This is a genomic window from Undibacterium sp. KW1 (assembly GCF_009937955.1).
In the GTDB taxonomy this organism is placed as follows: Bacteria; Pseudomonadota; Gammaproteobacteria; order Burkholderiales; family Burkholderiaceae_D; genus Undibacterium.
Genome location: NZ_AP018440.1, coordinates 45,120 through 58,548, shown reverse-complemented (window position 1 = coordinate 58,548; position 13,429 = coordinate 45,120). Strand labels below are relative to the sequence as shown.

General features: G+C 44.9%; 11 protein-coding genes and 2 pseudogenes. 10 read left to right on the top strand and 3 right to left on the bottom strand.

The genetic code is table 11. From position 1 onward, the window contains the following. Positions 1-85: 85 nt before the first annotated feature. Both UNDKW_RS29735 and UNDKW_RS29730 read left to right on the top strand, forming a co-directional pair. Positions 86-712 carry a hypothetical protein gene (locus tag UNDKW_RS29735; RefSeq protein WP_162062192.1) on the top strand — a complete coding sequence of 209 codons (627 nt, stop codon included), beginning with the start codon at positions 86-88 and terminating at the stop codon, positions 710-712. A 75-nt stretch (positions 713-787) separates the two neighbouring features. After that, positions 788-1,356 (top strand): annotated as a pseudogene (locus UNDKW_RS29730) (IS6 family transposase); the annotation flags it as partial. A 120-nt stretch (positions 1,357-1,476) separates the two neighbouring features. On the opposite strand, the gene UNDKW_RS29725 reads toward UNDKW_RS29730, so the two are convergent. Further along, positions 1,477-1,638 (bottom strand): hypothetical protein, encoded by a 162-nt coding sequence (locus UNDKW_RS29725; RefSeq protein WP_162062190.1) that lies wholly within the window; start codon positions 1,636-1,638, stop codon positions 1,477-1,479. Positions 1,639-2,845: 1,207 nt separating this feature from the next. On the opposite strand from UNDKW_RS29725, the gene UNDKW_RS29720 reads away from it, so the two are divergent. From UNDKW_RS29720 to UNDKW_RS29700, 5 genes are all read left to right on the top strand, one after another. Next, positions 2,846-3,220: a hypothetical protein gene (locus UNDKW_RS29720; protein WP_162062189.1), complete on the top strand. Its 375-nt coding sequence runs from the start codon at positions 2,846-2,848 to the stop codon at positions 3,218-3,220. A 16-nt stretch (positions 3,221-3,236) separates the two neighbouring features. After that, positions 3,237-3,971, top strand: coding sequence for a conjugal transfer protein TraL (locus UNDKW_RS29715; protein ID WP_162062188.1), 735 nt, complete (start codon positions 3,237-3,239; stop codon positions 3,969-3,971). A gap of 26 nt (positions 3,972-3,997) precedes the next feature. After that, a complete protein-coding gene (locus UNDKW_RS29710) occupies positions 3,998-4,498 on the top strand; it encodes a hypothetical protein (protein WP_162062187.1) in 501 nt (166 codons plus the stop codon). A gap of 142 nt (positions 4,499-4,640) precedes the next feature. Then, complete coding sequence (locus tag UNDKW_RS29705; RefSeq protein WP_162062186.1) at positions 4,641-4,946, top strand: XRE family transcriptional regulator; 306 nt, start codon at positions 4,641-4,643, stop codon at positions 4,944-4,946. 3 nt (positions 4,947-4,949) lie between these two features. Next, positions 4,950-6,266 carry a type II toxin-antitoxin system HipA family toxin gene (locus UNDKW_RS29700; RefSeq protein ID WP_162062185.1) on the top strand — a complete coding sequence of 439 codons (1,317 nt, stop codon included), beginning with the start codon at positions 4,950-4,952 and terminating at the stop codon, positions 6,264-6,266. 161 nt (positions 6,267-6,427) lie between these two features. Here the strand turns inward: UNDKW_RS29700 and UNDKW_RS29695 are convergent, their stop codons facing one another. After that, positions 6,428-7,510 (bottom strand): site-specific integrase, encoded by a 1,083-nt coding sequence (locus tag UNDKW_RS29695; RefSeq protein ID WP_162062184.1) that lies wholly within the window; start codon positions 7,508-7,510, stop codon positions 6,428-6,430. Between the two features lie 398 nt (positions 7,511-7,908). On the opposite strand from UNDKW_RS29695, the gene UNDKW_RS29690 reads away from it, so the two are divergent. From UNDKW_RS29690 to UNDKW_RS29680, 3 genes are all read left to right on the top strand, one after another. After that, positions 7,909-8,952: a ParA family protein gene (locus UNDKW_RS29690; RefSeq protein WP_162062183.1), complete on the top strand. Its 1,044-nt coding sequence runs from the start codon at positions 7,909-7,911 to the stop codon at positions 8,950-8,952. An 11-nt stretch (positions 8,953-8,963) separates the two neighbouring features. Then, positions 8,964-9,899, top strand: coding sequence for a ParB/RepB/Spo0J family partition protein (locus UNDKW_RS29685; RefSeq protein WP_162062182.1), 936 nt, complete (start codon positions 8,964-8,966; stop codon positions 9,897-9,899). Positions 9,900-10,124: 225 nt separating this feature from the next. Then, positions 10,125-11,240 (top strand): hypothetical protein, encoded by a 1,116-nt coding sequence (locus UNDKW_RS29680; RefSeq protein ID WP_162062181.1) that lies wholly within the window; start codon positions 10,125-10,127, stop codon positions 11,238-11,240. Positions 11,241-11,639: 399 nt separating this feature from the next. Here the strand turns inward: UNDKW_RS29680 and UNDKW_RS29675 are convergent. Beyond that, positions 11,640-12,461: pseudogene (locus tag UNDKW_RS29675) on the bottom strand (IS66 family transposase); the annotation flags it as partial. Between the last annotated feature and the right edge of the window lie 968 nt (positions 12,462-13,429).

Here is a 13,429-nt window from a genome sequence, read left to right as displayed (position 1 = left end):
ATTTAAATCTGCTTACGCCCTAATTTGTTGGCTAGAATGACGTCGTGTTTGCGCATTTGCAGCAACAATAATTAGGAATTTATCGATGAATACTGCTACCGCCGCAAGTTTTGATGAGATTTTGCAAGAAGCCTTACGTCTCAGCCAGGCAAATGATGGTCCAACCGCGATCAAGCTGTTTCAGGAGGCGCTGGCCATCAACCCCCAATCGGCAGCGACATATTGTTTGCTGGCGGCAGAGTACATTACGCTAGGTCAAGTCGCAGAAAGTGAAGCAGCTTATGCCAATGCGTTGATGTTGGCACCAGAGTTTCATTTGGCACGTTTTCAGATGGGCTTACTGCAGTTCACATCTGCCAGGGTACCAGTAGCGCTACTGACATGGCAGCCGTTATTGGCGTTGTCAGATGAAAATGCATTGAAATTGTTCGTGATGGGCTTCGCTCATATAGCGCGAGATGATTTTGAAGTAGCCATCAATTACTTTGAACGCGGCATCAAGGTCAATGCAGATATTCCACCTTTAAATACCGATATCCAGCGCGTGATTGCGGAGATCAAGGGTCTGCAAGACAAGTCAGCATTAACCGCTGCGGACCAAGCTAATGCAACTTCGACTATCGCTCCAACCGCAGATGGCAGTAACGAAGATGAAGATGCAAATGTACATTTTTTGCTCTCGAATTACCAACAGCATGAACCTTTGCATTGAGTAAATCATCAATTGCAGCTCAAAAACAGGTATTGTCAACTTACGGAGTCTAGAAAAATTTTATAAGGTAGGGGGATGAAAAAATCCCTACTTTACTGCAGCTTCCGCTATTCGGCAGAAATCATCAGTCACGTAGTGTGGCTCTACTCCCGGTTCGCGCTGAGTTTTCGCGACATAGAAGCACTGATGGCAAGCCGTGGCATCATCGTCACGTACGAGACGATCCGCCAATGGACGTTGAAGTTCGGCCAATGCTATGCCAATGAACTTCGCCGGCGTCAACCGCAGCGCGGGGGCAAATGGCATCTCGACCAGGTGGTCCTAACAATCAAGGGCAAGCACTATTACCTCTGGCGTACAGTCGATCAGAACGGTCATATGCTCGATATCCTGATGCAGGGTCGGCGCAACCGGCAGGCAGTAAAACGCTTTTCCTCAAGCTCCTCAAGGGCTTGCGTTACGCACCAATGGGGCTGATCACCCATAAGCTCAAGAGCTATGTTGCGGCGATGACGCAAATCATGCCGCGTGTGGAGCATCGCCACCACAAGGGTCCGAACAACCGGGCATAACTCTCGCATCAACCGACACGGTAACGAGAATAATAGATGCGGCGCTTCAAGTCATCCGGCCACTCTCAGCGTCCAGATACACAATCGGATAGAAGGCATCAAGGGGACGTGCCTGCCATTGGGTGATTTGTTCCATGAGCATTGATATTTTTTTGCTTCTACTTCTGCATGGCCAACCTTATTTTACATTATCTATGGCAGACTATTTTTCGAGGGAGGATCGTTCTCAGCCTTTTCGATTAGTGCAAATTCTGCTCTAATCCCTTTGAATGCACCTACTAAAGGCGCAAAATACAGACGTGGCGTTCCTTTGGCTGCAATCTTTATTTGTTGAAAAACTCGTTTTAAAGTCATTGCCATATCTCCTTAACAAAAAATTTTGGCTATTGATTAAATGTACCGCGATAATGCATCTTCTTCTAAGAAATTTCACCATATTGTCAGCTATGGAGAACCAAGTTGCTTGAAAGTGACGGCGATAGGATGAGGCACTAGCGCTTCAAAGAATAACATGTTGCCAACCTGAAAATTACGCGGAATTTCACTTGCAATGAGAGTTCTCAGATAACAAATGAGAGCGCCGGTTACTACTTAATAACAATGGCGGCCATGGCGGGCTTCCTTAAATACGCTGAATTGGTTCCGAGCTGCCAAATGCCTGAACTTCGAAACCCCGTAGGAATCACTACCTACGGTCGCTTCCCCAATACTCTGGGAAGACCTGGAACTTGTCGTGTTCCATGCGTCACGTTTCTACCCATTGTCTTACTGGCGGGTAGCCATGGTCACGTGAGGACCAGCATGTTATGTATCCAGCCTTGAGCTAGACGCTGTTACACACCGGTTGGCGAGCTCAGCGCTCATTCCTTCCGGCATCCGGGGGCAATCCCATAGCAGCTATTATTCAAATGCCTGTGTGTTTTCTGTTTGGAGCCTGGCAGAAAGTACCAGCGATTTTTGTGATTTGCAGCGTACGAATTTGGTGCGGTAAATTTTGTGTTTCTGTGGTGTTTCTGTATTTGATAATCGGCGGAAAGCCGCTTCAGCGTTGTACTCTAGATGTACTCTGTGTTTGCCCGATATTTAATTTCTGTAGAAAAAAAAGCGCGAATTGGGTAAGCAATTCTGTTCAATAAAATCTAGTTTTTGAGTAGGAAAGATCATTTCCTATGGATAGTGCCTGATATTCAGGCGTAGTGATCTTGGAGTCATTGGACTCTCCATTGCATGGCATTGGGGAGTCAATTTGATTAGGTGTTTGTAGGTTCTGGAAGTGCCGGGTGCCGACAACGCTATTGGACAGTGTTTTGAATCTCAATGCAAGCACTTTGACTGAAAAAGTGGCGCACTTTTTTCACTTATCCAAATTGTTCGGTATTTTCATAGGTTAATGGGTAATGGGCCGTACTCCGCTAGGCTATCGTTACGACAAAGTACGACAAAGTACGACAGAGTACGACAGAGTACGACGTTCTACGACATCTTGACCATTCAGGCTGTGCTGGTCATTCTCTCAAGTGGTCATTTTTAAACCATTGCATTCGATAAAGGTGAAGGATCGATGAAAATCCAGGAATTAGGTACGTTCCCAGACGATGAACGCTCGAAAATTTCGCTTATCGAAACTATGTACGAAGACATTCAACGCCTAAAAAAAAATGGGCTCAGCTATCGAACTCTGGCCGAGCGAATTACAGCTGGTGGACTTGAAGTGTCAGAACAGGCGCTGACCTCAATGCTGGGCCGAATAAAGAGGAAGAAACGCTCTTCTGCTGTTGTGTCTGGAGCTCCTCTGCTATCCAAGGCGTCAAGCAATTTGGGAGTTGCGCCGCTGAGTCCACTGCAAAATTCGGCAGCACTCGATGGCGCGGCGAATGAAACAAGACCTTATGCTCACCAGAAGGACGGCAAATTGGTTGCCGATGAAGTCTGGTAACGTTTAAGGGAAATACATGAGCAAAATTCACATGGTATTGCAAGGCAAAGGTGGGGTAGGGAAATCGTTGATATGCGCGCTTATCGCTCAAAAGCTGGTCGATGACGCTACGGGCCTCAAGCCAGAAGACATTCTATGCGTCGATACCGATCCCGTGAATGCGACATTCGCTGGATACAAATTTTTCAATGTCGTTAAGACAGAAATTCTTGATGGATCTTCCGATATAAACAAACGGATGTTCGATAGCCTCATTGAAACAATGGCCAATTCTGACAAACCTACTGTTGTCGACAATGGCTCGACTTCATTCTTACCCATGTCTTCTTATATGGCTGAGAACTCGGTCATACCCATGCTGGAACAAATGGGTAAAGAGGTCATTCTTCATTCGGTGCTTACAGGGGGACAGGCCACAGACGACACAATATCCGGTCTCACATCTGTTCTGAAAACCCAGCCGGCTAAGGTTGTTGTCTGGCAGAACGAATATTTCGGCCCAGTTGTCAGGGACGGCCGCCCCTTTTCTGAATCAAAATTGTACGAAAAGTTCAGGCATAAAATTTTGGGTGTCATCACCGTTCGTAAACTCAACCAGGACACCTCTGCGCGCGACATGGAAATCATGATCTCCAATCGTTTAACTTTTAAAGAAACGATGGAGTCACCATTGTTTTCGCTGATGCCGCGCCATCGACTTCTGACGGTCAAGAAGGATATATTCTCCCAACTCGACGCAATTGGAATCTGATTACGATGGCGGATCTGAGGAACGAGATGGAAGTACTATCGACAGACATATTTAAGGCAACCGGTCAAAAAGTCGAATTCGACGACCCGATAGTAATCGCCGCCCTCTTCCAATCTCGATTGCTAAAGCAGGGTTACCTGGACGGCGTCGCAGCTCTGGAGGCCAAGGCTATCGAAATTCTTGGGGACGCCAGAGCGCATTCTGAATCGGAAAAAGAAAAGCTTAAAATATTCCGTGACTCTCAGAACCTAGCGATGAGGCAATCTTCCGATACGGTCAGATCCTTGATTAAAGCTGAACTTCCAAAAATTCGTAAAGAATTCTACGAAACAGCGACCGAGGTACTGACCGAAATTGATCTATCGGTATATGCAAAAAAAACAAAGTTTTACGCCGCTTCTGTGATCGCTGTTGCAATTATCTCCTTCGTTTTGGGCGTTCTGATTGGAACAGGAACGCTCTTTCACTCGCATTCTTGTGCTGAGGCAGGCACAGTAAATCTCCCAAATATCGGCCAAAATCGCTAGCCGAATCTATCCAGAATTGAAACTAAAGTATCTATTATCATAAAATAGATATTTTAGTTTCATTTGTACTGGCGTATTGACTTGCAATACAGTGAAATCAAACTATCATTACTACATTAATAGATACTTTGATTTCAAATATATGCGTAATCTAGCTGAAGTAGCCAAGTTCTTAAAATTGAGCCAAGAGCGCAATAAAATTTCTCAGAAGACAATTCTGGAGAATACAGGCCTGACCTCCCCAACTATTCGGGGACTGATGTCTGGTGAAAAAGACTCAAAGCTCACGACCTTGATGGCTGTTGCTGATGAGCTTGGTCTTGAATTGATGTTAGTACCTAAGGGAGTCAGTGGTTTGCTGCAAGGTGGGCTCGCAGCGGATACGTCCGACAAGACTCCCCGCGTCAGATCGCTTATTGATTCAGCACTCGACCGAAAAGGAGAATAGGTCATGAATTTCAGTGCCCTGGACATCTTTATTGGTACGACAAAGGCTGGAGTTCTCTTCCGGTATGGCGATATTATCCGTTTCAGCGTGGATCCTGACTACGCCAACGATCCAGACAGGCCTGTCATCTCGCTGTCCTTCAAGGCTGAAGACCCGGCTCAAGACGCGGCTTTCTTGCTCAATCCTATGAATCCGGAATTGAACTCAACCGGCGGCGGCCGGTTACCCAATTTCTTTCAAAATTTACTGCCGGAAGGAGTTCTAAAAAAACACATCGCCGAATTACGCAAGTGTTCAGAGGACGACTACTTCGAACTTTTGGCGGCTTGCGGAGGAGATTTGCCGGGAAATGTCTACGCCCGACCATCATTAATAGACAGGAATTTCACTGCCCGGTATGTTACTCAGCGCCAAGATGCCCTGGAAGAAAGTGTGGTTGAAGAGCCGCTAGAGGATGGTGTGTCGATTTCAGGGATGCAGCCGAAGCTGACCTTGGTCCTAGAGGACGGCAGATATGTTGCCAGGCAGCGCCATGAAGGTGCGCACATAATAGGAAAACTACCCACAACGCAGTTCTCCCTACTCCCCGAAGTCGAGCATCTGTCTCTTCAGCTGGCGGCTGCAGCTGGCGTAAGAGTTTGCGAGGCAAGCCTGGTCAGCCTTGATCTCATACTTGCAGAGCATAATTACGTCATTGGCAATTCCATGAATTTCTTGGCAGTAAAAAGATTTGACCGTGACCAGCCTGGTCGGCTTCACGCTGAAGATTTTGCGCAAATTTTAAACGTTGGTCCGTTGGACAAATACCGAGGAGGTAGTTACGCTGATATTGCCAACGTAATGCTACTGATCGATGGACTGGGCGAGCCAGCAGTTTTGGAGTTAATTCGCAGAATTACTGTTAGCGAGTTGCTTGGTAACTATGACTTTCATCTAAAAAATATCGGTGTATTGCACATGCCCGACGGCAGCGTTACCCTTTCTCCAGCCTATGACATCGTCGCGTACAGTGTGTACATGAACGGTAGTGGCCATGCCCTCCCGTTCGCCAGCGGCCAAAAGAAAAAGCAGATTTTAGAACCAACAGCGATACGTGCCTTCGCAAACGCCGTCAGTGTTCCCGAAGCCAAACTAAGGAATGAAGTAAAAAAAGTTTGTATTGCTGCGGCCGAGAGTTGGAATGCCATGATCGATGCCAGCGAAATTCTTGAAAGTCAGAAGGTTGCACTGAAAACTTATGTTGCAAGCCGACCAGTGATGAAGAGTTACTTACTTCGACTGGCAAAACCCAAGTCCGTAGCACATGAACCAATAGAATGATTTATATTCATGTAACTACCGATCTAAATTTAGGTTCCATGACTTCAACTTAGGCTAGATCGGACTGCCGGATCATATCGAAACTACCACATATAAGTTGATCAAACTATTAAAACACCCTCGCTTCCCTGGCTTTGATAGTCAGCGAGCAAGATAGTTGCTCATGATAGATTTTTAGTGAGCCTGTCTTTCTCAACCAGGTACAAGTATTTTTGTGCCGAGGCCTGTTTTTTAAGTCCCAAGAACTGGCCGACCAGCTCAACCGAGGCATTTTCCTTTTGTAGCTCACGAAATGCGTAGGAGTTGCGCAATGTCCTGCCACCACTATGGGTTGTTTCAATGCCGGCGCGTTCAAAAGTGGCAGTAACTTGCCTGTAAAGGGTGGCTTTGTTCAGAGGTTTAAGGTCTTTCAGTGATGCTGGGAACAAGAGCCTGGTAGCCAGGCGCATCTGTTTTCGCTCCAAGACCCAGTCCATCACGATATCTACCGCGAAAGGACGCAGTTGCGTCCTGTGATCTGCGCCATTCCCATCTACAGACGCTTGAGAGATAGTTATCGGGACAGATCCATTGATGTCGATCTCTCCTACATTTTCAATATAAAGACTGACCACCTCAGAAACCTTTAGACCGGCGCCAAGCATGATCGCTTGCATGGCCCTGTCTCTACGCTTCTTCCAACCTTGCGTGCACTCGGGGCCCCTGTATGGGCTTGCAGCAGGCAAATTTTTTATGAACTGAGCTTGTTGCACCAGGTCGAGTGCTACTTTTGATTTATCCCTCCCCGTTGACGCGCTGTTGAATAACTCGATCGTAGCAATAGTCGCAGGATTAGGCTGCACCTCTATATAGGCATAAACCCGCTCGAATAGTCTCAAGTATCGCACCCGAATAAGACTCAATGGTTTGGTGCTCCTCTCTCCTTTTGTAGCCTCTCCCCTATCAAGAAACCGCACAATGTCACCAGGAGTTACAGCTCGCAGCGGTTTTCCGTTAAGGTAACGAATGAATTTACCAAACATGGAGATATAGACATTCGTAGCTGATGCGCGCATAGGCCGCGCGCTTTCAAAAGAAGATCCTAGCAGAGCTTTTGGGCGACGCCCCAATGTTACAAACGCCTCTGTTCTGACAAAAGCTTGGAATGCTTCTAGTGGAGCCAAGTCCCAATTTTCAGTCGTATCAAAAATATCCATATTAAATGCAATTAACGAGTTAGTTTTAACTGATAATAAAACCAGCATACAACAAAATAGCCGGATGCAACAACTCAAGTTTTACAGTCTTATAGAAGGTTAAAAAACAAACGACTAATCCGTTAATTGCATTTTCAGATATCTTCACAATGTAACTTGCCCGATACTAAATTGCCTCTCTCCTACAGGGATATGAAATCGATCCTTCTTGCTCTTAGAGTAAAAGAATGAATAACGTTCTTATTTTTCATCTCGCTTAAAAAAGAAGCGTAAAGCGCATTTCTCACAATATTACTGAATTTTTGATGCTTACTACAAATTGAACACTAGGTTAACATTGCAACTCAAGACCGATATTTAAACGCCCGTACATTTTATTGCCGCATGTTTTTTTATTTTGAATTTTCTTGCAAATGTACGGTATGTAACTTATTATGCAATCTGATATGGAAAAAAGGATTGTTATGCGCAATTATCTTGGGGTTCGTCTTAAATTAGCGAAAGAATTCTCGGGTTTTACCGATTCAGATCGGAAATTCAGGGATACTTATCGCGGCGAAGACCAGAATTCGGCGCATAAATATTACCAACCATTCGAGATCAGAAAAATCAGATTACATTTGCTCGGATTAGAGGATAAAGAACAACGTTCTTTACCTCCAGTAATCAATTTTCGAATGGCGAAAGGCGGTACCGGCAAAACTACTATCGCAGGCAATATCGCCGCATGTCTGGCGCAATTTGGTCACAAGGTACTGCTGATTGACGGAGATCCTCAAGGATCTCTTAGCAAAATGTTTGGTGTTGATGTTAGCCAAGAGATTACCCATATTGGCACCTTGATGCAAAGGGCATCAAAAGGTGAACTACCGAAAGTTCAAGATGCCATTGTTCCGATTTATTCACATGGAATGCTTGATTTAATACCCGCAGATATAACTCTAGCAAATGCTGATACCTGGTTAATCTCTGCGATCGGTAGAGAGAATACCTTTTTGAGATTACTTGAAAAAGAAAAAGATTTCTTTTGTCAGTATGAAGCAATAATTATCGATTCTGCGCCTGCCTCCTCGTTGCTCACTCAAAGTTTCATGATTGCATCAAAAACTATCATGGCTGTGGTCAATCCGGAACCTGAATCCGTCAAAGCATTAGATGTGTTGAAGTCAAATATACTCGAAATAAATAGTGCAATGACGCAGAGGGGTTTTAACCTCGACATGCATATTATTGTCAATAAATTCAACCAGACCAAGAAACCACACCAAGAATCGCTCCAATTCATCATCGGAGAGTACAACGGCAAGATTAACGACACTATCGTCCGCGATTTCATTGGATTCCTTCGACAGACAGATCTATTTGATGACACCAACTCTGGCCCCGTTCTCGAACGCGAACCAGGTAGTGTGGGTGCACGGGATATTATTGATTTATCTAAGTCATTAATTAAATTTCACAATATTCCTCTTTCGGGTCAGAAATCATAAAAAGTGCAGTTATGGCAAGCAAACAAATAAAAGTATCCGGTCTCATAGCGGCTGGAACCATTAAGGATCCTGGACCGATTCAGGATGATGACATTGTTGGAATTGTCGCCACGATGGATGTTCCAACAAATGAGAGCAAGCATTATGTAGATCTTCCTCTTGATCTAATCGACGATAGTCCATATCAACCTAGATCCGTCTATCGCGGCGAGTCGATTGATGACCTTGGACATACTTTAGCTTCAGCAGGACAAAAAGAGCCAATTCAAGTTCGACCAGTTGGAACAAGATATGAATTGATTGCTGGCCATAGGCGTTTGCGCGCAGCTCGAAACTTGGGATGGACAAAAATCAAGGCTTACGTCATTTATATGAATGACCAAGAGGCTGAACTTGCTACCCTTGTTCACAATGAAGGTAGAGAAGACCTTTGCGATTACGAAAGAGGAAAGGCATTTTCCCGTGCACTAAGTAGAGGTCTAGCCAAAAATCAATCAGATTGTGCTGCGAAATTTGCTACTAGCCAGGCTGTTGTTTCCAAGTGCATTGGCATGAGCAAGTTACCGCAGCCAATTGTTCAAATGCTAGAAAGCAAGCATGATTTATTTGGTTATAACTGCTCTGAAACAATACACAAGCTTGTTGCAGAGTATCCAGATAGACTTGAGTTGATCACTGAGGCAGTTGCCAGATTGAACTCTGGCGCAGACCAAAACGGTATTCGCAGCTGGGTTGAGCAGATGATTGGTATAGGCTCCCGTAAAAAGGGCCCTACTCCACTCGTTATAACGGATGACTCTGGCAAACAAATATTTTCGGCGGTACTTGATGGTAGGGTACTCACTGTGAAAATCAGCGACCCAACCATTGATGCAAATATGGTGCAAAAACGTGTATCGGAGAAATTGTCCGAGATAAGCAAATCTAGTAATGTTGAAATTGAATAAATTATTCTACTAGAATAATTAAGGATTCCAAAAATGATATAACAAATTTGAAAAGCCTTAAATACAAAAGCCCCGATCTGGAAAATCGGGGCTTTTGATATTTTGGGGCCTACTTAAGTATTTCAAGTCTGCCGGAAAATAAGAAGAAACCTGAGAACTTCATCTTATTCCCCTAAGACCCATTTGTCAAAACTTTTTCAAGCTTTGCTTGGATCGAGGTGGTATATGCACGTCCCTACTATACATGATGTTATTAAACCCTATCAGAAGTATCCAAAGGTTATTCAGCAGTCAATTCTCCGAGTTGAGACCCACCCAGCTTTCTCAATCCTGACCAAGGCCGGTAAAAGGGTACTAAAGTGCCTGCTCACTCGGGTAAACCAAGGTAATGGTGAGATTCCAATAAGAGCCAGATTAGATCTGGTTGCGGAAGGAGCTGACGTGAGTTACAAAACTGTGCAACGAACGATGCGAATTCTTAAGTCGCTCACCTGGCTGTCTCCTGTTTCCCCAGGGAGGACGGATTGGGGCACTTTTAGCTCTTTTCGTTATCAGTTTTCAGCCGACTTTTGTTCGTTGGTTAAACTCCCCACAAAATCTAAAACAATAAATCAAATTGAGGATGAGACAATTTTGTCCGACGGTGGTGTATACATAGATCTTAGTTTTAAAGAAGATCAACTTAAGATTTCTTTAGAAAACAAAGGGAAAAACCCAATAACTCTCCCAGAAGAATTACGTGAAATGGAGAAATTTGGCATAAAGGAAACGGGGATTTGCAAACTTAGGGGATTAGCGCATACCGCAGGCTATAAACTTGAGCATATTTGGACAGTTGCTAAATCTTACTGCGAAAAGTTCGGAGTCAACGGTAATCGTCTTTACCTATATATTTCAAAAATGATTCAAACAACTAGCGACTATGAAAAACGAGCGCTTCAAATTCTCAGAATGGGCGAAGTAAGTACTATTTCTAAGGTTGAAGTACCTAACCATACGCAATATAGATTTAAGAATTTCGTTGGAACTGGTGTAAGAGTCAGAATATTTGATGGAATTGCTGAGGTTATCAAGCAGAACGGAGACATGATTACTGTCTCTGGCAACGCACTGAACAAGCTTTACAAGGATATAGAAGATAAACGATTGGTTAACCAAGACGATTCACTGTATTGCGCAACTCGGCCGTCTACAACAAAAAAACAAAGTAGAGACGCAAAGAGTAGTGTTTTAAAAGCGCCTCAACACTATAGTTCTGTTTCGCCGCCTATTGATACTCTACCTATTTCGGTCGACGCGAATAGGATGTTGATCAGACAGCTTTTGAAAATAAGAAGATAAACTCGCAATATGCTTTATCTCTGCTTTCTGCTCAGGTTATTTAGACCTGCGACTTCTACTTAGATTAGATAGCCTGTTTATTGAATCTCGGGAACTCTACGATTTCATACCTACTTCATCGTGTTATAGTTATTATATTTGCAAATAAACAGTTTCTATTGTTAGCTGGAAGAATGTAACTCTAACGTATCTATTAGATAATATTTGTAGGAAGCGTGTCGTTATAATACTCGCGTTCGCCGATGATTTAGTCATAAGGAGATCTCGTTTTGATGGGAGCTAAAGTCAGTTTGCTTTGACTGTCTGCTGCTAACCGGCATTGCACTTTAGCGCCAAAGAAGTCGTTACTAAGTGGCTGTTAGATCGTAGGCGTCCAGTCGCCCCACCTATAAAAAGAAGTTACAGCGGAGTAGATTTCTGGAGTGGCAGCAGAGAATCGATCTGATTGTTAGGGCACGTCGGGAGACGTTCCAGGACACTGGTCAGCCATTGCATCGGATCAAGACCATTGAGTCTTGCCGTGACCAGCAAGGTCTGGATGGCGGCAGTACGGCGGCCCGCACGTTCCGAACCCGCGAACAACCAGTTCTGCTTGCCAATGGCAATCGGACGTATCGCATTATTATCGATCGGCAACGTGCCCGAATCGATATAGCGTACCAGCGCTGGCCGGCGTTTGAGTGCATGCTCAATGGCCTTGCCCGTGCCGCTGCCTGGTGCGACAGCTTGTTGCATCGTTTGCAGCCAGGTATGCAGATTAACCAGTACCGGCCTGGCTTGCGCTTGCCGTCGTTGCAGGCGCGCTTCGGCCGTCTCGCCCGCCACCGGGCTGCCGTTGGCCGCATGCAACTCGAAGAACCTGCGCCGCACGTGGGCCAGGCAAGCCAGTTCGGTCACGCCGTCGGCGAACAGCGCCTTGTAACCGGCATAGTCATCCACCATGAGATGACCGCGCCAGGTTCCGAGGAAGGCGCGTGCGTGAGCACCGGCGCTCCCGATCTGATAGTCAAACACGATCATGGCTGGTCCTTGGTCAAGATGATTGGAGCGATAAGCCCACAAGTAGGCGTGTTTGGTCTTGCCTTGCCCGGGATCAAGCTGGCGTACCGGTGTTTCATCGGCATGCAGGCAATGCCGTTGCCGCAGCGGTTCGGCCAGTCGCTCGCTCAAGGGCTGCAAAGCCACGCCGAGCTTACCTATCCATTCTGCCAACGTAGAACGAAATTCTAAGGCAACGTCCATAGTACGAAGATGCAGGCGTTAAACCTGGTCCGTTTCCTTGATGCGCTTAATTCTTACCAGTTTTTGTACTTGCAGGCACCGGTGGTCGTTTTAGTTAGACCCGTTTTGTAATCCTGCATCTGTTGCGCTGATGCAGGACTCTAGGTATTTCCGTGGCCTGAGTAGCACACATTAGTTACGTCACAACTCTCATCGGATTATCTTTAGATTTGGCGAATTGACTCCTCTCTTTAAACAGACTTTTACGTGCTTGAAATCGATTTTCTCCATACCTTTAAATTGCTTGGACTTAAAATTAATTAGGTTGGCATTAATAAATAGTTGATAAGGCGTAGGTTGACATACCTATATGCCGGCGCATCTATTTTAAAGATCATAGTACTGGACTCCATACAACGTTACACTTAACCGCGCATGCATGACCTAACGAAGGTACACTATTATTCTAGTAGAATAATTTGATTCTCAATTTTTGAGAATCATTCCAACTCTATTCATTGTCTAGGTTCTTTAACACTCACAGTCGAAGGTATATTCCTTGATCTATATGTCACGATAGTTGATCCTGGAAGAAAAAGTAAACATGTCCACTCTCTGTGATTTGCGCGTAGTTAATGGTCGTGAAAGTGTCGAGCTTTTGTTGTGTAACGCTTATTGGGAAAACTAGCCGAGATTGCCACGGTAATTACCATGACTAAGCTACGAATAAAGTTTCACGAGATATCGTGAGCTGGCAAATCGCTAGTATCTCTAAGGATATTGGCATCTGAAGGTTACAAGTGAGAGGCTAACGATTATATGTATCTCGTTGTTTCGATTAATCGGGTTTATTAAGCTCTCTACTTTTGTTTAGCAGATGCTTGGCTACCAAAGGCGTCGAAGACGAGCAATGAGATCAACTTTGCTTAAGTGATCGATGCCAATAAATATAATTAGGCAAATATCCG